A 21,810-nucleotide genomic window follows, 5' to 3' on the forward strand; every position below is an offset into this window, starting at 1 on the left:
CGCTTCGTGTCGTCGCTCAGCGGAGGGCGATCGCCGTCCATGAAACTGCCGGCAGCTCGATGGTGAGCACGCCGTCGACGAGCGTCGCGCTCCCGTTCGCGGACGGGGCCACCCGGTGCTGCTCGGCGAGCGTGTTCTTCGCGTACACGTCGGAGTCGGTGAGCGTGACCGCCTCGACGATGCGCGACGAGCCGAGGCTGCGCACGTCGATCACGACCTGCGCGGCCTCCTCCACGTCACGGTTGACGAGGAAGACCGCGGCCCGGTCCTCGTCGACGGTCGCGACGGCGTCGATGACGGATGCCTCGCCGTGGCGCGCCGTTTTGTACGTCGGCGCCTCGATCACAGGCCGGATCACCTCGCCGGAAGCAAGCCGGCTCGTGATCGAGAACGGGTAGAAGGTCGTCTGCCGCCAGGCCGGGCCGCCGGGCTCGGTCATGATCGGCGCGATCACGTTGACGAGCTGCGCGAGTGACGCCGAGGTGACGCGGTCGCTGCGCTTGAGGAGCGTCATCAGCAGGTTGCCGACGACGACGGCATCCGCCACCGTGTACATGTCCTCGAGTTGCCGAGGGGCGTGGCGCCACTCGTCGTTGACCTCCTCGGACGCCTGGTGCTCCTTGAGGTACCAGACGTTCCACTCGTCGAAGGAGACGTTGATCTTCTTGTTTGAGCGTTTCTTGTACCCCACGTGATCGGCGGTCGCGACAACGGTGTCGATGAAGTAGTCCATGTCGATCGCCGAGGCGAGGAAGGAGCCGAGGTCGCCGTCGTGCTCCTGGTAGTACGCGTGGCACGAGATGTAATCGACATAGTCGTAGCTGTGCTCGAGCACCGTGCGCTCCCAGTCGCCGAATGTCGGCATGCCGGACCCGGAGGAGCCGCAGACGACGAGTTCGAGGTCCTTGTCGGCCATCTTCATCGCGGCGGCGGTGCGGGCGGCGATCTTGCCGTAGTCGTCAGCCGTCATGAAGCCGGTCTGCCACGGTCCGTCCATTTCGTTGCCGAGGCACCACATGCGCACGTTGTGCGGGTCCGGTGTGCCGTTGGCGATGCGCAAGTCCGACAGCGCTGTGCCAGATGGGTGGTTGGCGTACTCGAGCAGGTCCAGCGCGGGCAGGATGCCTCGCGTGGCGACGTTGACCGCCAGCATCAGCTCGGAGTCGGTGAGCTCGAGCCACTTGGCGAACTCGTCGAGGCCGACCTGGTTCGATTCGAGCGAGTGCCAGGCGAGGTCACGGCGCACCGGGCGCTTGTCGCGCGGGCCGACCGAGTCCTCCCAGCGGAAGCCGGAGACGAAGTTGCCTCCCGGGTAGCGGATGGTCGTGCTGCCGAGCTCCCTGACGAGTTCGACGACGTCCATGCGGAACCCTTCATCGTTCGCGCTCGGGTGTTCCGGCTCGTAGAGCCCGGTGTACACGCAGCGGCCGAGGTGTTCGACGAACGAGCCGAAGGTGCGGCGTCGGACAGGAGCGATGACGGCCTGCTTGTCGAGCTTGATGTGGGCGCGGGGCAATGCAATGGTCCTTTCCCTGGGATGGCGCGGGCGCGCCGCGGGCTGAGCGATGCCGCCGATCGGCGGCCTGCCCCTGCCGGAGGTACGGCAGGGGCAGGCGTGAGACGGTCCGGTGCAGATACTGGTGGCGGTTTCAGCCCTTCACGGCGCCGGTGAGACCGCCGACGATCTTCTTCTCGAAGATCGCGAAGAAGATCAGTGCGGGCAGCATGGCGAGTGAGGTGAACGCGAGGACCCTCGCGGTGTCCACTGAGTACTGCGAGGAGAACTGCTGGACGCCGAGCGGCAGGGTGTAGTTCGCTTCCGAGTTGAGGATGTACAGGGGCAGGACGTAGTTGTTCCAGCTGCCGATGAACCCGAGGATGCCGACGGTCACCACACCGGGCAGTGACAGCGGGATCACCATGCGGAAGAAGAATCCGAGTCGGCTCGTACCGTCGATCGCGGCGGCCTCCTCGATCTCGTTCGGAATGGCTCTGAGGAACGGCACCAGGATGATGACGGTCGTCGGCAGGCCGAAGGCGATCTGCGGGATGATCACGCCGAACAGGCTGTCGACGAGGCCGAGGTCCTTGACGACGATGTACAGCGGGGTGATCGCGATGACCAGCGGGAACATCAGGCCGGCGGCGAACAGGGAATACATCGCGCCCTTGAGCTTGAAGTCGTAGCGCGCGAGAACGAAGCTCACCATCAGGCCGAGGGCGACGGTGCCGACGGTGCTCACGAGTGCGACGATGATGGAGTTCGCGAATTCGCCCCAGAACGTCACCGACTTCAGAACGCTGACGTAGTTGCCGGCGACCCAGGGGTGCGGCAGGCCGGCCGGGCTCGTGCTGATCTGCGAGTTGGTGCGGAATCCGCCGATCACGATGTAGAGCACCGGTGCGATGCAGACGCCGATGAAGAGGAGCGCGATGAAGTAGGTGAATGGATTCCCCCACTTCTGAGGCTTGTCACGGTTGCCGCGACGGCCGGTGGGCGCCTTCGGCGCCACGGCGGAGGACATCCCGGGGGTGGTGGTCGTCGCGCTCATCACACGGTCCCTTCGGTGACGGCACCCTTGAGGTCGCGGCGCAGGACGAAGCGCTGGTAGATCAGCGCGACGATGAGCGAGATCAGGAACATCACGACCGCGATGGCGCTGCCGTAGCCGTAGTTGCCCGCGTTGCGGCCTTGGGCGACCATGTAGATCGCCATGGTCGAGGTGCCCGCGGTGCCCGCGACGTACGGCCCCCAGATGATGAAGACGAGGTCGAACAGCTGCAGCGAGCCGATGATCGACAGGAACGCCCAGATGCGGATCGTCGGCCCCAGCAGTGGCAGCGTGATGCGGCGCTGGATCTGCCAGTAGGAGGCGCCGTCGAGCGAGGCGGCCTCGAAGAGCTCGTCGGGGATCGACTGCAGGCCGGCGAGCATCAGGATCACCGCGAAGCCGATGTACTTCCACGAGATGATGCCCATCAGCGTCCAGAGGGCCAGCTTCGGGTTGGAGAGCCATTCAGCCTGCAGGGAGCCCAGGCCCATGTGCTGCAGCAGGTCGTTGACGGCGCCGTTGCTCTGGAGCATCAGGCTCCAGCCGGTGCCGACGATGACCTCGGAGATGACGTACGGCACGAAGATCAGGACGCGGATGATCGAGCGACCGCGGATCTTCTGGTTGAGCAGGAGCGCGAGGGTGATCGCCAGCGGGCCCTGGATGACCAGTGAGAGCACCAGGATCAGGCCGTTGTGCGACAGCACCTGCTGGAACGCGGGGTCGGTGAGGATCAGCTTGTAGTTGTTCAGGCCGACCCATTCGGTGGGCGCCCCGTAGCCGTGCCACCGGTAGAAGCCGTAGTACGCAGCGAGCGCGACCGGGAAGATCACGAACGCCAGGAACATGAGGATCGCCGGTCCGGACAGGACCGCGATCTCGAGCCGCATCTTGGCACGGCCTCGGCGCTTCGCAGCCACTCGCGGCGAAGCCGGGGGCGCGGACTCGGCCGCGCCCCCGACTCGAGGCGTGCCCTGCGACTGGCGGCCGTGGGCCGCGTCAGTACCCAGGGTGTTGCTCATTGTCTGCTTACTCAGCCCTTCGCGGCAGCGGCGTTGGTGTCCTTGGCGATATCGGCGCCAGTGCCCTTGCCGGCCAGCAGGTTCACGACCGCCGTGTTCATGGCGTTGCCGACGTTCTGGCCGTACACGGTGTCAAGGAACATCATGGAGTAGGCGGCCTTGTTGAAGGCCTGCAGTGACGAGACGTTGTAGGAGTCGGTGACGACCGACTGCGCGTCCTTGTTCACCGGGATCGCGTAGAAGGCCTTGGCGTAGGCCTTCTGCTGGTCCTTGGTCACCAGGAATTCGAGGAAGCCGAAGGCTTCCTTCGGCGCGTTCTTGGACAGGGAGTATCCACCGCCGCCGCCCATGAGGGCCGTCGGGTCGCCCTGGCCGCCGGGCACGGAGGGGAAGGGGAACCAGCCCAGGTCCGGAAGCCCCTTATTGTTGGGGGTCAGGCTGGCGATCACACCAGGCTGCCAGGTGCCCATGAGCTCCATGGCCGCCTTGTGGTTCGCGACCATGCCGGCCGACGACCCGGCGCCCTGCTGCGACGAGGTCGTCAGGAAGCCCTTCTGGAAGGGGCTGACCTTCAGGAACTTGGACAGGTCGTCGCCGGAATTGGTCCAGCACGCGTCGTCGAACTTCAGCGACTCGGCGGCCCTGTTCAAGGTGTCCTGGCTGCACTCGCGCAGGGCGAAGTTGTAGTACCAGTGCGCGGCCGGCCAGGCGTCCTTGGCACCGACCGCGATCGGCGCGACGTCGATCTTCTTCAGCTTCGCGACAGCGTCCTCGAGCTCGTCCATCGAGGTCGGCGGCGTGCTGATGTCGGCCTTCTTGAACAGGTCCTTGCTGTAGTAGATGCCCTCGGGCTGCGTGTCGGTCGGCATGGCGTAGACCTTGCCGTCGATCGAATTGCCTGCGATGGCCGCAGCGCTCGCGTTCGCCTTGTCGGTGGCGGTGAGGTTCAGAGCCTGGATCTGGCCGGCGTCGACCATGTCCCGCATCTTGCCGCCGCCGCGCTGCAGAAAGATGTCGGGCGCGGAGTTCGAGTTGAGCGCGGTCTGCAGCTTGCCGTCGAAGTCCTCGTTCTGGACCGACTGGATCTTGATCGTGACGCTCGGGTGCAGCTTGTGGTACGCCTTCACGGCGGCCCTGAAGTAGTCATCCCCGGGACCGGGCTGCGCGTTCTCCCAGAAGGTCAGCGTGACCTTGCCTCCGGACGAGCCGTTGCCCCCGTCGGCCTCGTCGCCGCCGGCGCACCCGGTGGCGGCGAGTGCTATGGCCAAGCCGATCGCGGCAGCCGTCGCGCTGCGTGTCTTCCTCGTCATCGTGGAACTTCCTGATCTGTAGCCATGAACACGATGGATGCGACGCGAATAGTTTGCGCAAACTAATGGCCATCCGCGAAGCCGGTGCAATCTCTACCCCCTGAATTAGGCGGGTGGCCACCCTTAGTTTGCGCAGGTTGCTCAATCGTTACCGACGCAGAAGCCGGGGTAGTGATCAGTGCGGGCGACGCCGACCGGAGCGTCGGCGGGTGGAGCGTTGGCCGCCTTGACACCGTTTTCCGCAACTCCTTATGGTGCGCAGCACATTGAGCGAGAGCACGGCTGATGCCGTGCCCGCCCCGGCGCATCGCGCCCCCGAACCGCAGCAAAGGAACCGCCATCATGCGGATCGTCGTCCCCTGCCACTCGACAGCTCAGCTCTCCGACGCCTGGCGCTACTGCGTCGGCACCGGTCGGCTCGACCTGGCGCTGCGGCGTGACTACCAGGAGTCTCTCGATCTCGTCCAAAGGGAGATCGGCTTCCGGTTCATCCGGGGGCATGGCCTGCTCAGCGACGGGATGGGCATCCACCAGCCCTACGACCACGCCGGTGAGCGGCGCGTGCGTCACGCCTTCACCTACGTCGACCAGGTGGTGGACGCCTACCTGGAGTTGGGCATCGCGCCCTTCCTCGAACTCGGCTTCATGCCGTCCGGACTCGCCTCCGGCGACGACACCGTTTTCTGGTGGAAGGGCAACGTCACTCCTCCTCGCGACGAGAAGGAGTGGGCGGAGCTCGTCCGCGCCGTCATCGGCCATCTGGTCGACCGCTACGGCATCGACCAGGTGCGCCGGTGGCCGATCGAGGTGTGGAACGAGCCCAACCTGGCGCCGTTCTGGGCAGCGGACCAGGACGCGTACCACCGCTTCTACGAGGTGACTTCACTGGCGGTCAAGGAGGTCGACGCCGAACTCCAGGTCGGCGGTCCCTCGTTGGCCCCTGGTTACGAGGATGCGTGGATCCAGCGTTTCGCCGAGTTCGTCGAGGCCCGCGACCTGCCGATCGACTTCGTGAGCCGGCACGCCTATACCTCCGGGCCTGAGCAGCACGTGCCCTTCGGCGCGCATCAGACGCTCAAGCCGGCGTCGGCGCTGCTCGAGCAGTTCGGCGCCCCGCGGCGGCAGCTGGCGGGCACCAGGCTCGCGGACCTGCCGCTCCACATAACCGAGTTCAACTCCTCGTACCGACCGGACAACCCGATCCACGACACCGCGTTTCACGCGGCGTACCTCGCGCCGGTGCTGGCGAACGGCGGCGACGTCGCGGACTCCTTCTCGTACTGGACGTTCAGCGACGTATTCGAGGAGGTGGGCATCCCCACCGCGCTGTTCCACGGAGGCTTCGGACTGCTGACGCACCGCCAGGTCAAGAAGCCCACCTACCACTTGTACGCGTTCATGGCCGAGATGGGCGAGCAGGTGCTTGCCAGGGGCGAGGACCACCTGGTGACTCGGCACGGCGACGGCCGCGTCACCGTACTGGCCTGGGCGCCGGCCGACCCGACCGGCGGCAAGCCCGTCGACGGCCACACCGTCCGGCTGTCCCTGCCCGTTGGTGCCCCGGACGGGCACGGTTCCGCCTTCGCGCGGCGCCGCTCCGTGAGTGAGGACGCCGGTAACTCATGGGTCGCCTGGTGCGAGATGGGACGGCCGCTCGCGCCCAGCAGCCGCCAGCTCGACGCCCTCCGCGAGGCCGCCGAACCCACGTGCTCACACCGGAGCGTGCCCGTTGCCGGCGGGCGCGCGGACGTAGATCTTGTCCTGGCCCGCAACGAAGTGACGCTGCTGGAGCTCACCCCGGTCGTCGACGAGACACCGGAGTGGTGGAGCGACAACCGGCTGTTCGGCCTCGGCGCCGAGGCGCGGACGGGCTGATTCCGGTAGTAACACGAGGGCCCCTGGCGGATGTTGCGGTTTCTGTGACGAAAACCAAGCCCGCCGAGGGCCCTCAGGAAGCTGTCTACCAGGTTCGCCTGCCGGTGTCGAAGCGGACCATCGATCTGATCGCGTGACTCATACGTGCCCGCCGCAAGCAGCTGGGCACCCGCTGGCGGAAGGCCGCCCCTGGCCAGCAGGCTGTCCTCGCTCTCGCTCATCTCCGCCATGACCAGCGGCTCGCCGATCTGGCCGGCGGCAACGACATCGCCGCCTCCACCCTGCGCCGCTGGGTGCTGGAAGTGATCGGCCTGCTCTCCGCCCGGGCCCCGCGTCTGGACCGCGCACTGAAGAAGATCGCCTCCAAGGGCGGTGTCGTGGTCCTGCTGGACGGCCCCCTCATCCGCACCCGCCGCCGCACCGGGAAGGAGAACCGCAAGAACTCTTCCGGCAAGGCCCATGGCCTGCTGTTCCTCGCCCTGACCGATGAGAAGGGCAACCTGATCTGGATCTCTTCGGTCAAGCCCGGACGGTCCAGCGAGATCACCACCGCCCGCCACAACAAGCTCACCCGTCATCTCCGGGAAGCCGGCCTCGGCGCCCTGGCCGACCTCGGCTTCGTCGGCCTGGACGACGACCCCGACGACAACCCAGTGGTCATCACCGGCCGAAGGCCACCCGCAACCACCAGCTCACCACCGCCGAGAAGGAAGCGAACCGGCGGGCTGCAACGTGACGACCTTGGCGGTGATCCGCCGAGTCGGTCGCCGGTCCCGAGTGTTAATCCGATAGGAGAGCTTCGAGGAGTTCTTGGAATCCGGGCCTTCATGTGCCGGTCCGCCTCGCGCAGGCGCCTGACCTCTTTGTCAAGCTTCCGATGCACCTTCGCCGCCAGGACGACCAGGAACTCTTTGATCTTCGTGGGTGTGTCCGAGCATTGGCGGACTACGCTGCGCCGCACGTGCCATGTTCACTTGCTTCCGGGGCCCACCGCTGACATCAATCACCCCAGGCCAAGAAGATCCGAGCAAACGCGGGGGCCCTGACCCGTGGACCAGGGTCCACGCCTGGCTCGCAGTCTGGTCTGCACCGACTGCGACCCTCGCGCGGCGGTCGCGTGCCGGTGACTTCAGCGGCCGCCGTGGTCCAGGCAGTGACTCGGAATGCCGCTGCCGACGACTTCGAGGCTGTACGTCGCGAATGCCTCTGCGTCCCGCCCGTTGAACGTCGACGGCATGTCGTGGGCTAGGAAGCCCGTCGACCGCAGATTGATTGAGCGATAAGGTCATACGTATGCCAACCGAGCCGCAGCCCGCAACCCGTCTGTTCCCGCCACGCCTGCCCGCCGGTCGCTTGGGTGTTGTAGTCGTTGCCGAGCTCGTCGACCTCATCGTGACGGGCCAGTTGAAGGAAGGCGAGTTGCTGCCTCCGGAGGGTCCGCTGAGCGAACACTTCGGCGTGAGTCGCACGGTGTTGCGTGAATCGGTGAAGCGGCTCGAGGAGAAGGGCCTGGTGATCGTTTCCCAGGGTCGCGGCACCCAGGTGCGGGCGCAGGGCTACTGGAACATGCTCGATCCGGTGGTGCTGTCCGCGTTGATCGACAACGATGAGACGCTCGGTGTCCTTGACGAGCTGACGATCGTGCGGGCGAGCCTCGAGTCGGCGATGGCGGGCGCGGTTGCCGGTTCTCGCAGCGCGGAGGGGTTGAGGAGGCTGGAGAACGCGTTGACCACGATGCGTGAAAGCGAGTCCGAGACCGACTCCTTCCGGCAGGCGGACGTGATGTTCCACTACGCGCTCATGGAGATCTCCGGCAACCGGCTGGCGGAGAACATCGCCAAGCATCTGTACAAGCGAGCCGTGGAATCCAGCCGCTACCAGGGCATCGACCCGCCTGATGCGTTCGCACTGACACTGAAGGAACACTCGGCGATCGTCGATGCCATCTCAAGGAAGGACGTCGCCGCGGCCCAGAAGGCGATGCATGATCACATCCACGTCTCGTGGGAGCGTCGGCGGCTTCCCGACCACGCGCCACGGGCGCGCGGCCGGGCGCTGGATCAGGAGAGCGAGTAGACGTCGGCAGCGTTGCCGCCGAATACACGCGCGCATTCCGGGGCGGAAAGCCCGTGGAGCAGGGTTTCCAGAGCGGACTTCCAGGGCGCCGCTCCCCCGCCAAGTTCAGCCAACGGCCAGTCGGAGCCGTAGAGCAGACGCTCAGGGCCGAAGGATTCCAGGGCGATCGTCACCGGGACGGCGAGATCGGCTGCCCGCCATGATCCAGGGGCGAGGCCCGACGTGAGTCCCGAGACCTTCGCGACGACATTCGGTTGCCGCGCGAGCTCCCGCAGCCGGGACGCCCACGCGCTCCTGTCCTGCCCGGGCTCCGGCGGACCGCCCAGGTGATCGAGCACGAAGCGGAGTCCGCCGTGGCGCACGGCCAGGTGGGTTGCCTGAGGGAGCTGCCACTCACGCACGACGAGGTCGAAGCAGAGGCCCTCACGCTCGAGTACGGCGAGGCCCGCGCTGACCTCCTCGCGCGTCATCCACTCCGGATCCGGATCGATGTGGGCCAGATGCCGCACCCCGACGACGGGGACAGCAGCATCCATGCGGATCCGGTCGAGCTGAGGTCCGACCTCCGCCGTGAGGTCGACCCAGGCGACGAGGCCGGCGATGGCGGACGAGTCCAGCTTGGCGAGCCGGATGCTCTCTTCGAGGCTGTTGCTCGACTGCACGACCACGGCGCCGTGCAGTCCGGTCGAGGCCAGCATCTCGCTCAGATCGGAGGCGCCGAAGTCGCGGGCGATCGGCGCCATGGTCTCCGCGTCGATCCAGTCCTGCGGGTCCACGGCTCGGTCCCACAAGTGCACATGGGCGTCGATGCCGGCGTTCATTCGAGGTGCCACACTTCCTCCACAGGCTGCCACAGCGCCCCGGGATCACGTTCCTCGGCGATCCTCACCTGGCACGGGTCGGTGCGCGTCCACCATTCCTGCGAAACCGGGTCGTCGGCGATCCGTCTCATGTCTGCCTCGTGGTCCTCGCCGACGTACTCGTAGTAGGCGAACAGGGTGTCGCCGAAGATGAAGATGCTGTAGTTGCGCACGTTGCATTCGGTGAGCTTTCGCTCGACGCCCGGCCACACGGCCCGGTGCAGCGCCAGGTACTCCTCGCGCTTCTCGGGCCGCACGCCCACGACGAAGGCCCTGCGCTCAGGTCGACGGGTCACAAGAGTCGGCCTCCGCGGTACGACGGGTCGTCCATCACGTCCGGCTCGGCCACCAGCCGCAAGGCAGCCCGTTCGGGCCGGATGTGCGGTCCGGTCGCCGCGGGCCGGGGCGTCGCGGCACCGACCGGTGACATCCGGGACTCGTCGACTACGATCCCGATGCCCGGGCGATCACCCAGAACGATGCCTCCGTCGTCGAACTGCTGGTCGACGTCGAGACCGACGGGAAAGCAGAGGTCCTGGACTTCGACGGTCAGAAGGTTCGGCACGGCGGCGGCGGCGTGCGCCACCGGGTTCGCGTTGTACGCGACGGGGCTCACCGGCAGATCGTGGGCGTGCGCGAGCGTCGCGACGCGCAGGAAGTGGGTGATCCCCCACACGTTGCCGACCTGCACGATGTCGACCGCGTTGGCGTCCAGCAGGGGACGGTACTGCTCCAGTCCGGTCAGGTTCTCGCCGGTCGCGATCGCCGCGCGCACCTTCCCGCGCAGCGTGGCCATGCCGGCCGCATCCCAGCGGCGCAGCGGTTCCTCCACCCAGGTGAGGTCCATGCGCTCCTCGATGGCCGCGACGTACCGGGCCGCCTGGGCGTGGTTCCACGACTCGTTGGCGTCGAACATGAGCGCCGGCCGGCGGGAGTTGCGGCTGAGAACATCGCGCATGATCTCCAGCCGGGGCAGGTCGCGGTCGAGGTCGCGGCCGCCCTTGAGCTTGCCGGCCTTGAACCCGCGGTCCGCGAACCGGCCGTAGAGGTCGGCGAGGTCGTCCTCGTCCAGGCCGTACTCGAGACCGGACGCATACCCGGGGACGAAGCGCTCGCGAGCCCCGAGGGTTCGCCAGAGCGGCTCGTCGGCGGCCTTGGCCTTGATGTCCCAGAGGGCCATATCGACGGCGCCGATGGTGCCGAAGGTGGATCCCGAGTGACCTGCCTTGAACACCCAGTCGAGCATCCGGTCGTAGAGCGCCACGACCGACCGGGGGTCACCGCCCTCGATCGCGGGGAAGACGCGGGCGATGTCGGCGTGGGACCCGAGGCCGACTCCCTCGATCCCGGCGTCGGTCTCGATGATGAGGACGGGGACCGGCGTGGTGTGGCCGGACTGGACACCGTTGACGTCCCCGGTGATTCTGCCCCAGTCGTGAACGGTGCTCAGACTGCGATACCCGGTGATCTTCATCGGAGGTGGTTCTCCTTGCATATGCGAGCGGTCATTCCTTGGTCCCTCCTGCTGTCATACCCGCGACCAGGAATCGCTGGGAGAACAGGAAGACGACCAGGACGGGCAGGATCGACACGATCGTCCCCAGCGCCAAGGTGGGCAGCTGAACGGAGTCGGATCCCGCGGAGCTGGGATTGAAAGCCGGGGTTGACGCCAGGAGCGAGGTGAGCCCGACCTGGACCGGGTAGCCGTCGCTCGACGGCAGCATCACGAACGGGAGGAAGAAGTTGTTCCAGTTCTGCACGAAGCTGAAGAACGCCACCAGGGCGACGATCGGGGCGGCCAGCGGAAGGGCGACCCGGGTGAAGACCTGGAACCCGTTGCAGCCGTCGATGCGCGCGGCGGCGAGAATGTCACGAGGAATGCTGGTCGAGAAGTAGATGTAGGTGAGATAGACGCCGAATGGGAAGAACGACATGGGCAGGATCACCGACAGCGGGCTCCCGATCAGACCGATGCTGTTCAGCTCGAGGAAGATCGGCAGCACCAGTGCGGTGCTGGGGATCAGCATGACGACGAGCGTCAGCACGAGCAGCGCCTGCCGAAGCCTGAACTCCGTGAGCGCGAGCGCGTAGCCGGCGGGGATGCTCACGAGCAGCGTGATCACCAAAGCGCCGATCGCGTACAGCGCGGAGTTCCCGATCCAGGTCGTCACCGCACCGTCCTGGAAGTCGAACAGCTGATGCCAGTTGGTGACGAGGTCCGACCACGACCCGAGCGAGAACGGGTTGGCGACGACGAGCGTCTTCGAGGACTTCGTGACCGCGAGGAGCAGCCAGACGATCGGCACGGCGAAGAACAGGACGAAGACGACGAGCAGGACACCGAGGATGGACCGCCCGCTCCACCCGCTGAGGCTCGGCCGGCGGCGTTCGGCGGAGAGTGCTGCCATGGTCATTCCTTCTCGAAGAGGCCGCCGCGGGTCACGAACACCCAGGACAGCAGGAGTGCGACGACCAGCAGGATCAGCGAGATCGCGGCCGCGCCGTTGAAGTCGTTCTGCTGGAAGGCGTACTGGTAGGCCAGTTGGTTGAGCGAGTAGTCGTTGGGCACCACCGCGTTGCTGGCCTGGCTGAGCAGCTGTGGCTCGACGAACAGCTGGGTGCCGGCCGCGAGCGACATGACACCCATGTACGCGACCCACTTGCGCAGCATCGGAAGCTGGATCCGAAGCGCGATCTGGACGGCGTTCGCACCGTCGATGCGGGCGGCCTCGATCACGTCGGTACTGATGTTGTTGAGGGCGCCGTACATGATGATGATCCACCCGCCGGCCCCGGTCCAGAACGCGATGATCGCGAAGATCGCTGGAAGGTTGCCGGGCTGGATCACCTGCACGAAGCTGTCGAACCCCATCGCCCCGAGCAGACCGCTGACCGGGCTCGCCGTCGGATCGAGGACGAAGAGCCACAACAGGACGCTCGACGCGCCCGCGAGCGCGCCGGGCAGGTAGTAGACGAAGCGCAGGGTCGTGCTCACCCACCGCACACTGACGGCGTGGACCACCAACGCCAGGCCGACGACGAAGACGAGCAGCCCGAGGAGCCAGATGAGGAGATAGGTGGTCACGTGGAACACGGCCGGCCAGAACCGGAAGTCGCCGACGACCTTGGTGAAGTTGTCGAAGCCCGCGAATCCACCGTCGGCGTTCGTGAAGGCCAGCAGCACTGCGTAGAGCGAAGGGACGATCCCGAAGGCGACGGTGAGCAACGCGTAGGGCGAGACGAAGAGATAGCCGATCGGACTGCGGGCGAGGGCGCGGCCGGGCGGCCGGGCGCCACCCCGGCCTGACCGCCGACGCCCGGAGGCGTCGACGGTCGGCCGGCCACTCGGAGGAGCGAAGGTCATGTCACTTCACCTGGTATCCGTTGACCTTGGCCTGGTTCTCGATCGCCGTCTGCCAGGTCGGAAGCAGGTCCACGATCGACTTGCCGCCCGTGACCCCCGGGGTGATCGTCTTCGCCCATATCGCCTCCTGGCTGAACGTGGGGTAGCCCCAGCCGTCCCAGACCCGCGACGCCGCGGTCACCACCGGCTCCAGCGGGGTGGCGTAGTACTTGCTCGCCTCCTGCTTGGCGACCCACTTCTGCGCGGCGGGCGCGTACGCCGGGTAACCCGGTGCGACATCGACCTGGTAGTCGTCGGCAGTGGTGACGAACTGGACGAACTTCTCGGCGGCCTTCAGGTTCTTCGAGTGGCTGGAGACGAACCAGGTTCCGCCACCGACGTTGCCCGTCGCGGCCTCGCTCTCGCCCCTCCACGGCAACGGCGCGGCGACGCCGAGCTGCCCGGCCCGCACATTGAGCGACTGAGGGTTGTTGAAGATCGCGCCGGCGTACCAGGCCGGACCCGGCATCATCAGCACCTTGCCCGTGTACTTCTTCAGGAACTCGGGAGTGAACACGCTGACCACCGGCACCGTCCCGTTGTCGCGGAGGGTGTCGAGCATCGAGGCCGCGCGCTTGCACTCGGTCGAGTCGGTCTTCACGGTGACGGACTTGGGGCCGGTCACGTCATTGGCCTGGCACTTGCTCCCCCACATGAACACCTCGGGCGTCCAGGCGTCCCCGGTCGTACCGACGATGTAGCCGGGGTGCTCCTTGGCTACCTTCTCCCCGAGGGACTGGTACTCCTCCCACGTGGTCGGGAGGGCGTAGCCGAACTGCTCCAGCAGGGACTTGTTGTACCAGAGCACCGCCTGGGCGAGGTCGTTGCGCAGGCAGTACACGCGGCCCTCCACCGTGCAGGGGTTGAGCGAGCCCTCGGTGAAGTTGCTGAGCGTGTCCTTCGGAACCAGGCCCTTGTCCAGCACGGCCGCGAACGCCTGCTTGCCGGCGGTCTTCTGGCTGGCCCATGCCGCGTCGTTGTTCTGGCTGGAGAAGACGACGTCGGGCCAGCCGTCACCGGCGCGGTCGAAGAGCTGCACCTTCGTCCGGAAGGAGTTGGACCCGTTGGCCGACCCGTCATAGGTGACGACCTTGATCTTGGTGTCCGGGTTCGCCGTCTGGAACGCCTTCGCGGCAGCCTGTCGGTCCGCGTCTACCCAGACGGTGATCGTCGAGGAGGCCTCCTGCTTGGCCTCGGGAAAGCCGTAAGACCCGTTCGCCGAGCTGCCTTGGCCGCCGCAACCAGCGAGGGTCAGGAGCGCCGTCGCGGCGCCCATCACGGCGACGGTCGACGCCTTACGGCGCGAACGCACCACAGTTTGGATTCCGACCATGGGGAATGTCCTTGTCTTGTCGACTTCGTTGACGACTCTGCGCCAGGACTGTAGGGCATACGTATGATGTTTGTCACGGGCTTGAGGCGTATCACCTCGAACAGTTGTCGTTGTTCCGATCTTGAGGGGGCGCGCCGAACGGTAACCCCGATCAGGTGGTTGCCGTCGTCCGCTGGGCATGACGGCACGGCCGCTCCCCGGCCCGGGGTCGCGAAGCCTCGTTGCCGGGTCGCACGTGCTCACGGCAGCGGAGTCCAACTAGGCCGCCCCGGCGGTGATTGCGTCGCTCACCGATTCCGGGACGCGGCCGATCGCACCGGACCGTGTTCTGCGGTATCCCGGACATGACGGACGCGGAGTGGACCGTGGTACGGCTGCCGCCTCCGGTGCCCGGCCGGCCGCACGACCGGGGTGGGCAGCCGGAGGTGTACCGCTGCCGGACGGCACGGGACGCGGTCCGCCGTGTCGCCGAGCAACGGCATCAAGTGGAGGCGGTACCCGCCGGGTTCCCGCCGTGGGGCCGGGTCTGCGCGTTCCTCCTCCGCCGGCGCGATCGCCGGCCGGGCAGGGAGTTCCACGACCGGGTGCGCGCGGTGATCCGCGAAAGGACGGGGAGCGGACGGAGCCGACGGCCGGCGTCATCGACCCGCCGTCCGTCGCCGGATGCCGCGAACAACCCGGCGACCGAGGGCGCCGGCACCGGCTCGCCCAACCCGGACCGCCTCAACACCGTGCCGGCCGAGGCCTATGGCAGGGCCGCTGTCCGCGCACGGGTCGCGTGCGGGCGTCGGCCACCTCGGTGAGGTCGCCGACGCCGGCGGCGCGGAACAGCTCCGTCGTCTCCCCGAAGGGCGGCACGTGCCCGCCCGTCAGGCCGCCCGCACCGCTTCTTGCCGGAACGTTGTCACCACTGACGGGCGTTCGAGGAGCCTCACCGGCCGAGCCAGCCGCCGTCGACCGGCAGGACCGTCCCGGAGACGTAGCGCGCGGCGTCCGACGCGAGGAACACCGCGGCGCCCGCGATGTCCTCCGCCGTTCCCCACCGCCCCGCCGGTATCCGCTCGAGGATCGCGCGGGACCGGTCGGGGTCGTCCTGAAGCGCCTGGGTGTTGTCGGTCGCGATGTAGCCCGGGGCGATGCCGTTGACGGTCACACCGTGTCCGGCCCACTCGTTCGACAGCGCCCGGATCAGTCCCGCCGCACCGGACTTGGCCGCCGCATAGCCCGGTACGTTGATCCCGCCCTGGAACGAGAGCAGGGAGGCGGTGAAGACGATGCGCCCGTACCGCGCATCCAGCATCCGCCGCCCGAGAACCTGGCTGAGCACGAACGTGCTCGTGAGATCGACTTCGAGCACCTCGTCGAACCATTCCAGGGGGTGCTCGGCGGCGGGAGCGCGGCGGATGGTCCCGGCGTTGTTGACCAGGATGTCCACCGGGCGTTCGCCGGTGGCGAGTTCCTCGGCGAACCGGGTCACCTGCCGCCGGTCCGCGAAGTCGACGCGGTGTCCGGAGAACTCGCGGCCGAGCCCGCGCACGCGGTCGCCGATGGCGGACGACGCCGGATCGAGGGTGGCGGAGACCCCGACGATGTCGGCACCAGCAGCGGCCAGAGCCTCGGCGACGGCGAACCCGATTCCACGCTTGGCCCCCGTCACGACGGCGAGGCGCCCGGTCAGGTCGAACGGGTTCACGCCGCGCTCACCTCGACGAGCAGCTTCATCGCCTGCCCGGACTCGAGGACGCCGAAGGCCGATTCGAGCTCGCTCAGGGACACGATGCCCGTGATGAGCTTCTCGGCCGGGATGACGCCCTCGGCCACGAGCTCGACGGCGCGCTCGAAGTCGTGGCGCTGGTAGACCCGTGCACCGAGCAACCTCAGCTCCCGCCAGAACACGCGGTGCAGGTCGATGGGTTGCGGTCGCCCGTGGATGGCCACGACCACGAGCGTGCCACGGACCTTCGCCAGGCTGGTGGCGCCGAGCACGGCGGCGGCCGAGCCTGAGACCTCGAACACGACGTCCGCTCCGGCGCCGTCCGTCCACTCCTCCACCCAGGCGACCTGATCGACTGACGAGGGGTCCAGTGTCGTCAGCCCCATCTCCTCGGCTGCGGCCCGCCGGTTCGGGTCGATCTCGGCGATCACGACCTCGGCACCGAACGCGGCAGCGACGATCGCGATCAGAACGCCGATCGGGCCCGCCCCGATGACGACCGCCTTGCCGCCTGCGGCGAGTTCAGAACGCCTTACGTCGTGAACCGCCACCGCGACGGGCTCCACAAGCGCGGCGTCCCGCAGCGAGATCTCCGAGGGCAGCCGCACGAGTGTCGACGCCGGTACGTTCCAGTACTCCTGAAGGGCTCCGGGGCTGTCGATGCCGATGAAGTCCAGGTTCTGGCAGATGTGCTCGTTCCCCGCCCGGCAGGCCGGGCAAGTGCCGTCCCAGGCCAGCGGCATGACAGTCACCGCATCACCCACCGACCAGCCCTCCACGCCGGCGCCGAGGGCGGCGATCGTGCCCGACATCTCGTGCCCGATCGTCGCCGGCCTGCTGACCCGGCCGTCCATGTCCCCGTGGAACACATGGAGGTCCGTGCCGCAGATTCCGACGTACGCCACGGCGACTCGGACCTCCCCCGCCCGCGGCTCAGCCGGCTCCCGTTCCTCGACCGTCATCGTGCGCGCGCCTACGTAATGTGCCGCCAACATGCCGATCGGCTCCTCCCTCGCTATGACGCGGGCCGCACCGGCCCACAACACTGCGCAGCGTAACAGTAAACGTCATACGTATGCTGTCACCGTTATAGTCGCTCCCGTGACCAGCACACCACCGCCGCGCGACCACGCATCCATCGAACGGACGCTGCCGACCCGGGCACTGCGAACCGGGCACCGGCTCACCGAATTGAGCCTGGGTGCAGCCCAGTTCGGCAACCTGTTCACCGAGACGACCGACGACGAGTCGCATCGCGCCGTCGGGGCCGCAGTCGAGGAAGGGATCCGCTACTTCGACACCGCGCCGCATTACGGCCTCGGGCTGTCCGAACGCCGCCTGGGGGACGCCCTGCATGCGGCCACCCGGCGAGGGGGTGTGGTCATCTCCTCGAAGGTCGGGCGCCTGCTCGTGAACAGCCCGGACACGGCTCACCGGCTCGACGACGACGGGTTCGTCGTGCCGGCGGCGAAGAGGCGGGTCTGGGACTTCAGCCGCGACGGGATCCTTCGTTCCGTGGAGGAGTCGCTGGCGCGGCTCGGGACGGACCGGCTCGACATCGCCTATCTACACGATCCGGACGACCACTGGGGGCCGGCGTCGTCGAGCGGGATCGCCGCTCTGGCCGAGCTTCGAGACCAGGGCGTCGTCGGCGCCATCGGTGCCGGCATGAACCAGGCGGCGATGCCGGCCGAGTTCGTGAGGCGGACGGACGTCGATGTGGTGATGGTCGCGGGGCGGTTCACCCTTCTCGACCAATCGGCGCTGGACGACCTGTTGCCGGTCGCCGGCGCCCGCGGTGTCGGCGTCGTCGCCGCGGCGGTCTACAACTCCGGACTGCTGAGCAGTGCGGCCGTGGACGGCTCGGCGACCTACGACTACGGGGCGGCGCCGCGGGCCGTCGTCGAACGTGCCGCCCGCATCGCCGCGGTCTGTGACCGGCACGGCGTGGAGCTTCCCGCGGCCGCCGTCCAATATCCGTTGCGCCATCCCGGGGTCGTTTCGGTGGTGACAGGGATGCGCACTCAGGAACACGTGCGAAGCAATGTCGCGCGCTATCGGGCGGCGATCCCGGAGTCGCTGTGGGAGGAGCTGCACGTCACGGGGCTCGTCCCCGACCCGGCCCGGGCAAGTCGGTTCTCCAGGGCCTGAGTTAAACGTCATATGTATCTTGTCGCAAACATCATACGTATGCTAACTCTGTGGCGGACATCAACGCCCCCATCACAGGAAGCGATCGAACATGACATCGACGTCAGACTCGACACGCTCGGTGAGCAGACGATGGAGCCGCAGGGCGGGCACCCTCGCGGCGCTCGGCGCCTGCGCCGTCATCGCATCAGCGCTCATTCCCCTTCAGGCGCAAGCCGCGCCCCGGACGGAGTACTTCGCGGCGCCGGACGGCAAGGACGCCGGACACTGCAGCCAGGCGCAGCCGTGCTCGCTGGAACGGGCGCAGCATGTGGTCGGCCCGGCCGCCAAGCACGGTGACGTGGTCGTTCAGCTCGCCGACGGCACCTACCGCCTCTCCGAGCCCCTGCGGTTCGGGCCCGGCGACGACGGCGGCGACCACACCGTCCGCTGGACCGCCGCCCCCGGCGCCCACCCCGTCATCACAGGCGCCTCGAAGGTCACCGGCTGGTCCAAGTCCCAGGCGGGGTCGGGTATCTGGGAGGCGGACACCCCCAGCGGCCTCGACACCCGACAGCTCTACGTGAATGGCGTGATCGCCCCTCGCGCCGCCATCCGCCTGGCCAACGCGGACGTCACTCCCACCGCGACCGGTCTCACCATCAAGAACCAGGCCCTGAGCTACCTCGCCACGCTCCCCGACCAGGGGCGCATCGAGTTCGAGTCCCTCGGCGACTTCACGAATCGCTACTCGCCGGTTCAGAGCATCAGTGCCACCGAGATCACGATGGCGCAGCCGGCCTGGGACAACAACACGTGGGGCTGGGACACCGTCCAGAACTCGTTCCTGGCCGGTCCGAGCTGGTACCTCGACAACTCACTGAGCTTCCTGACCCAGGTCGGCCAGTGGTACATAGCCCCGGACGCCGGGAAGCTCTACTACAAGCCGGCGGACGGGGTCGACCCCAACCAGCTCGACATCGAGCTGCCCCGTCTGGAGACACTGGTCAGCATCGGCGGGACGTACGACAAGCCTGTGACCGGTCTCTCCTTCGAGGGCATCCAGTTCTCCGGTACCTCCTGGCTCGGCCCCTCGACCGACGGGTACGCGGACCAGCAGAACGGCCTCTTCATCAAGGGCGCCTACGACTACCGCCCCGCCGACGCCTTCACCAACTGCTCCCGCGGCTGCGAGATGTTCGAGCGAGCGCGCACCAACTGGTACCAGGAGCCCGCCGCCGTGCAGGTCTCCGCCGCGAGCCGCATCTCGTTCACCGGCAACACGTTCACCAACCTCGGCCAGTCGGCGCTGGGCATCGGAAACGACGCCAACGCCACGGCGACCGGAGTCGGGCTGGGCGCCGGCGACATCGACGTGGTCGGGAACCGGTTCATGGAGAACAGCGGGCACGGCGTCGCGGTCGGTGGCGTACTGCCCGACGCGCACCACCCCAGCGACCCGAGGATGACCAACCGGAACATCCAGATCGCCAACAACACGATCAATCGCGTGGCGGTGGACTACAAGGACAACAGCGGGATCCTCAGCACCTACGTCACAGGCGCCCGCATCCTGCACAACGAGGTCTCCAACGTCCCCTATGACGGCATCGACACCGGCTACGGCTGGGGCATCAACGACGCCGGGGGCTCGAACGACTACGTCGACCGCGGCTACTACAAGTGGAACACGCTGTACACGACGCCGACCACGCTCAAGGACAACCGCGTCGAAGGCAACCTCGTGCACAACACGAAGGCACGCTTCGCCGACGGCGGATCGGTCTACAACCTCTCCGCCAGCCCGGGAACCGTGGTCGCCAAGAACTACCTGTTCAACATCTCAGGAGTCGGCCTCTACCTCGACGAGGGCTCGCGCTCGATGACGTACGAGAACAACGTCGTCCAGAGCGGTTCCTTCCTCTTCACCAACGCGTACAGCCTCCGTAACAACACCAGCGACAACGTCATCCAGAACAACTGGTACAACTCGGGCGGAGCCTCGACGCCGAACGCCGCGGCTCACAACAACCAGCTGATCAACAACGCGAAGGTCACCGGCGCCAACTGGCCTGCGGGCGCACGAGACGTGATCTGCCAGGCGGGGGTCGCGCCGCAGTACCGGACGTCGCTCAACGCGAACCAGTTCGGCTTCAGCGGGTGCGCGGTTGGTGCACCGGTCGCACCCGGCCTCCGTACTTCCGGAGGTTCGGCCGTCAGCTCGTACTTCGGCCAGAGCGGCGGTGGATTCGGGATCGCGGCGGCGGGCGCCGACGTCTGGGGCGCCGGCGGTCAGCACGACGACCAGTTCGGCTCGATCTACCGGGCCGGCTCGTTCGCGGCCGACTCGAGCGTGTCCACCCGGGTCGTGTCGGTCAACGACGCCAACGCCTGGGCCAAGTCCGGGGTCATGGTCCGCAACGACATGACCAAGGCTGGAAGTTCGGCCGGGTACGCCGTCGTCGCGGTTACCGCCCGCAACGGCGTCGTGTTCGAGTGGGACACCAACGGTGACGGGTACCTGGACACCGACGCCCGCGCCAGCGTCGACATCTACCGCCCCATCTGGGTAAAGCTCACCCGGTCGGGCACGTCGTTCAGCGCCTCGTACTCCTACGACGGCGCCAACTACGTCCCGATCGCTCAGCCCGTGACGTTGGCCTCGGCCGCAGCGAAGCAGGACGCGGGCATCTTCTCCACGTCCCACGACGCCGCACAGTCAGCGATCAACCAGTTCGACTCCGGCTCCTTCACAGCCGCAATGATGCCGTAGGTGCCGCTCACGGTGGGTCGACGACAGGCGCGGCAAGGTGTTCTGTAGCGCGCCCGCAGCCTGAAGGTTCAGGTTCACGGACTCTGAGGGCTGGCCCATGAGAGGGCCAGAGCATCAAGCCCGACCTGTCGTCGGCCATCCGCCGCACGCCGAGCAATCAACGTTCCATCGCCTGTCAGCCACGTGATCGAGCACCGGACCAGCGGTGGCCACTCGGACCGGTGGGTCGAACTGACCGACGACGTGGCCATCCCCCTGCGCGAGCACATGGAGAAGTACCCGCCCGTGGAGGTGACCCGACCGTGGGGCGGCAAAGGCGGCGACCCGGTCACGGTGCAGCTGATCTTCTCCACTCGAGAGAAGACCGCAATTCAGTCGAATTGGTTCAACTCCTACCGCTGGAAGCCTGCTCTGGCGGCGGCCGGCCTCATTAAGCCCCTTGACCCCAACGCGAAGGGACGGCGCTGGGAAAAGTCCCGCGACATGATGATGCACGCCCTCCGACACCTGTACGCGTCGATGATGATCAACGGCGGGGTAGACGTATACACACTCGCGGATCGGCTCGGACACGCCGATCCTGCGTTTACTCTGCGTAAGTACGTGCACCGGATCGTGGGAGCTGGTTCTAAGATCCGCATCGCGGTCCGAAGCGCTTACGCGAGGGCCGCGTGACTCTGCACTGTTCGGCTTGTGCAACGACCGTGCAAGATGATCTTCGGTGGGTTCGTTTGCACAGGTCAGATGCGTTGTATAGGAGTT

18 protein-coding genes are annotated in these 21,810 nt (G+C 67.4%); 6 read left to right on the forward strand and 12 right to left on the reverse strand.

Annotated elements, in window-relative coordinates; genetic code table 11:
* Window positions 1-16: 16 nt before the first annotated feature.
* The 4 genes from arfA to OG878_RS09900 form a co-directional block, all read right to left on the reverse strand.
* The gene (gene arfA, locus OG878_RS09885; RefSeq protein WP_328885164.1) at window positions 17-1,516 is read right to left on the reverse strand and encodes an arabinosylfuranosidase ArfA; all 1,500 of its coding nucleotides are present in this window, start codon (window positions 1,514-1,516) and stop codon (window positions 17-19) included.
* Between the two features lie 133 nt (window positions 1,517-1,649).
* Window positions 1,650-2,552 carry a carbohydrate ABC transporter permease gene (locus OG878_RS09890; RefSeq protein WP_328886429.1) on the reverse strand — a complete coding sequence of 301 codons (903 nt, stop codon included), beginning with the start codon at window positions 2,550-2,552 and terminating at the stop codon, window positions 1,650-1,652.
* Window positions 2,552-3,442: a carbohydrate ABC transporter permease gene (locus OG878_RS09895; protein WP_328886430.1), complete on the reverse strand. Its 891-nt coding sequence runs from the start codon at window positions 3,440-3,442 to the stop codon at window positions 2,552-2,554. Before OG878_RS09895 ends, OG878_RS09890 begins: the two co-directional genes overlap by 1 nt.
* Window positions 3,443-3,585: 143 nt before the next feature.
* On the reverse strand, window positions 3,586-4,884 hold the full coding sequence (locus tag OG878_RS09900; RefSeq protein WP_328886431.1) for an ABC transporter substrate-binding protein: 1,299 nt from the start codon (window positions 4,882-4,884) through the stop codon (window positions 3,586-3,588).
* A gap of 342 nt (window positions 4,885-5,226) precedes the next feature.
* Between OG878_RS09900 and OG878_RS09905 the strand changes: the two genes are divergently transcribed.
* The 3 genes from OG878_RS09905 to OG878_RS09915 all read left to right on the forward strand — a co-directional run bounded on the left by OG878_RS09905 (window position 5,227) and on the right by OG878_RS09915 (window position 8,835).
* Window positions 5,227-6,759 carry a GH39 family glycosyl hydrolase gene (locus OG878_RS09905; RefSeq protein WP_328886432.1) on the forward strand — a complete coding sequence of 511 codons (1,533 nt, stop codon included), beginning with the start codon at window positions 5,227-5,229 and terminating at the stop codon, window positions 6,757-6,759.
* Window positions 6,760-7,052: 293 nt separating this feature from the next.
* Window positions 7,053-7,805: a hypothetical protein gene (locus OG878_RS09910; protein ID WP_328886433.1), complete on the forward strand. Its 753-nt coding sequence runs from the start codon at window positions 7,053-7,055 to the stop codon at window positions 7,803-7,805.
* A gap of 247 nt (window positions 7,806-8,052) precedes the next feature.
* Window positions 8,053-8,835, forward strand: a complete 783-nt coding sequence (locus tag OG878_RS09915; RefSeq protein ID WP_277324753.1) for a FadR/GntR family transcriptional regulator — start codon at window positions 8,053-8,055, stop codon at window positions 8,833-8,835.
* Here OG878_RS09915 and OG878_RS09920 read toward each other — a convergent pair.
* The 8 genes from OG878_RS09920 to OG878_RS09955 all read right to left on the reverse strand — a co-directional run bounded on the left by OG878_RS09920 (window position 8,820) and on the right by OG878_RS09955 (window position 17,140).
* On the reverse strand, window positions 8,820-9,656 hold the full coding sequence (locus tag OG878_RS09920; RefSeq protein ID WP_328886434.1) for an amidohydrolase family protein: 837 nt from the start codon (window positions 9,654-9,656) through the stop codon (window positions 8,820-8,822). The two genes, OG878_RS09915 and OG878_RS09920, sit on opposite strands and share 16 nt — an antisense overlap.
* Window positions 9,653-9,991, reverse strand: a complete 339-nt coding sequence (locus OG878_RS09925; protein WP_328886435.1) for an L-rhamnose mutarotase — start codon at window positions 9,989-9,991, stop codon at window positions 9,653-9,655. Before OG878_RS09925 ends, OG878_RS09920 begins: the two co-directional genes overlap by 4 nt.
* Window positions 9,988-11,169, reverse strand: a complete 1,182-nt coding sequence (locus tag OG878_RS09930) for a mandelate racemase/muconate lactonizing enzyme family protein (RefSeq protein WP_328886436.1) — start codon at window positions 11,167-11,169, stop codon at window positions 9,988-9,990. The genes OG878_RS09925 and OG878_RS09930 overlap by 4 nt, the downstream gene beginning before the upstream one ends.
* A gap of 31 nt (window positions 11,170-11,200) precedes the next feature.
* On the reverse strand, window positions 11,201-12,103 hold the full coding sequence (locus OG878_RS09935; RefSeq protein ID WP_328886437.1) for a carbohydrate ABC transporter permease: 903 nt from the start codon (window positions 12,101-12,103) through the stop codon (window positions 11,201-11,203).
* 2 nt (window positions 12,104-12,105) lie between these two features.
* Window positions 12,106-13,059: a carbohydrate ABC transporter permease gene (locus OG878_RS09940; protein WP_328886438.1), complete on the reverse strand. Its 954-nt coding sequence runs from the start codon at window positions 13,057-13,059 to the stop codon at window positions 12,106-12,108.
* Between the two features lies 1 nt (window position 13,060).
* On the reverse strand, window positions 13,061-14,431 hold the full coding sequence (locus tag OG878_RS09945) for an ABC transporter substrate-binding protein (RefSeq protein ID WP_328886439.1): 1,371 nt from the start codon (window positions 14,429-14,431) through the stop codon (window positions 13,061-13,063).
* Window positions 14,432-15,362: 931 nt separating this feature from the next.
* Entirely contained in the window at window positions 15,363-16,124 is a 762-nt protein-coding gene (locus tag OG878_RS09950; protein ID WP_328886440.1) for an SDR family oxidoreductase, read from the reverse strand.
* Window positions 16,121-17,140: a zinc-dependent alcohol dehydrogenase gene (locus OG878_RS09955; protein ID WP_328886441.1), complete on the reverse strand. Its 1,020-nt coding sequence runs from the start codon at window positions 17,138-17,140 to the stop codon at window positions 16,121-16,123. Before OG878_RS09955 ends, OG878_RS09950 begins: the two co-directional genes overlap by 4 nt.
* Window positions 17,141-17,294: 154 nt before the next feature.
* Here OG878_RS09955 and OG878_RS09960 point away from each other — a divergent pair, with 154 nt between their 5' ends.
* The 3 genes from OG878_RS09960 to OG878_RS09970 all read left to right on the forward strand — a co-directional run bounded on the left by OG878_RS09960 (window position 17,295) and on the right by OG878_RS09970 (window position 21,723).
* Window positions 17,295-18,296: an aldo/keto reductase gene (locus OG878_RS09960; RefSeq protein WP_443049247.1), complete on the forward strand. Its 1,002-nt coding sequence runs from the start codon at window positions 17,295-17,297 to the stop codon at window positions 18,294-18,296.
* A gap of 91 nt (window positions 18,297-18,387) precedes the next feature.
* Complete coding sequence (locus tag OG878_RS09965; RefSeq protein WP_328886443.1) at window positions 18,388-21,048, forward strand: right-handed parallel beta-helix repeat-containing protein; 2,661 nt, start codon at window positions 18,388-18,390, stop codon at window positions 21,046-21,048.
* Window positions 21,049-21,231: 183 nt separating this feature from the next.
* Entirely contained in the window at window positions 21,232-21,723 is a 492-nt protein-coding gene (locus tag OG878_RS09970; RefSeq protein WP_328886444.1) for a tyrosine-type recombinase/integrase, read from the forward strand.
* The last annotated feature ends 87 nt before the right edge of the window (window positions 21,724-21,810 follow it).

Source organism: Streptomyces sp. NBC_00316 (assembly GCF_036158715.1).
In the GTDB taxonomy this organism is placed as follows: domain Bacteria; phylum Actinomycetota; class Actinomycetes; order Streptomycetales; family Streptomycetaceae; genus Streptomyces.

What these genes read in the sequence shown, in the direction of transcription:
- OG878_RS09890 (WP_328886429.1), bottom strand. Translation starts at nt 2,552, where the DNA reads ATGAGCGCGACGACCACCACCCCCGGGATGTCCTCCGCCGTGGCGCCG.
- OG878_RS09895 (WP_328886430.1), bottom strand. Translation starts at nt 3,442, where the DNA reads ATGCGGCTCGAGATCGCGGTCCTGTCCGGACCGGCGATCCTCATGTTC.
- OG878_RS09900 (WP_328886431.1), bottom strand. Translation starts at nt 4,884, where the DNA reads ATGACGAGGAAGACACGCAGCGCGACGGCTGCCGCGATCGGCTTGGCC.
- OG878_RS09905 (WP_328886432.1), top strand. Translation starts at nt 5,227, where the DNA reads ATGCGGATCGTCGTCCCCTGCCACTCGACAGCTCAGCTCTCCGACGCC.
- OG878_RS09915 (WP_277324753.1), top strand. Translation starts at nt 8,053, where the DNA reads ATGCCAACCGAGCCGCAGCCCGCAACCCGTCTGTTCCCGCCACGCCTG.
- OG878_RS09920 (WP_328886434.1), bottom strand. Translation starts at nt 9,656, where the DNA reads ATGAACGCCGGCATCGACGCCCATGTGCACTTGTGGGACCGAGCCGTG.
- OG878_RS09930 (WP_328886436.1), bottom strand. Translation starts at nt 11,169, where the DNA reads ATGAAGATCACCGGGTATCGCAGTCTGAGCACCGTTCACGACTGGGGC.
- OG878_RS09935 (WP_328886437.1), bottom strand. Translation starts at nt 12,103, where the DNA reads ATGGCAGCACTCTCCGCCGAACGCCGCCGGCCGAGCCTCAGCGGGTGG.
- OG878_RS09940 (WP_328886438.1), bottom strand. Translation starts at nt 13,059, where the DNA reads ATGACCTTCGCTCCTCCGAGTGGCCGGCCGACCGTCGACGCCTCCGGG.
- OG878_RS09945 (WP_328886439.1), bottom strand. Translation starts at nt 14,431, where the DNA reads ATGGTCGGAATCCAAACTGTGGTGCGTTCGCGCCGTAAGGCGTCGACC.
- OG878_RS09955 (WP_328886441.1), bottom strand. Translation starts at nt 17,140, where the DNA reads ATGTTGGCGGCACATTACGTAGGCGCGCGCACGATGACGGTCGAGGAA.
- OG878_RS09965 (WP_328886443.1), top strand. Translation starts at nt 18,388, where the DNA reads ATGACATCGACGTCAGACTCGACACGCTCGGTGAGCAGACGATGGAGC.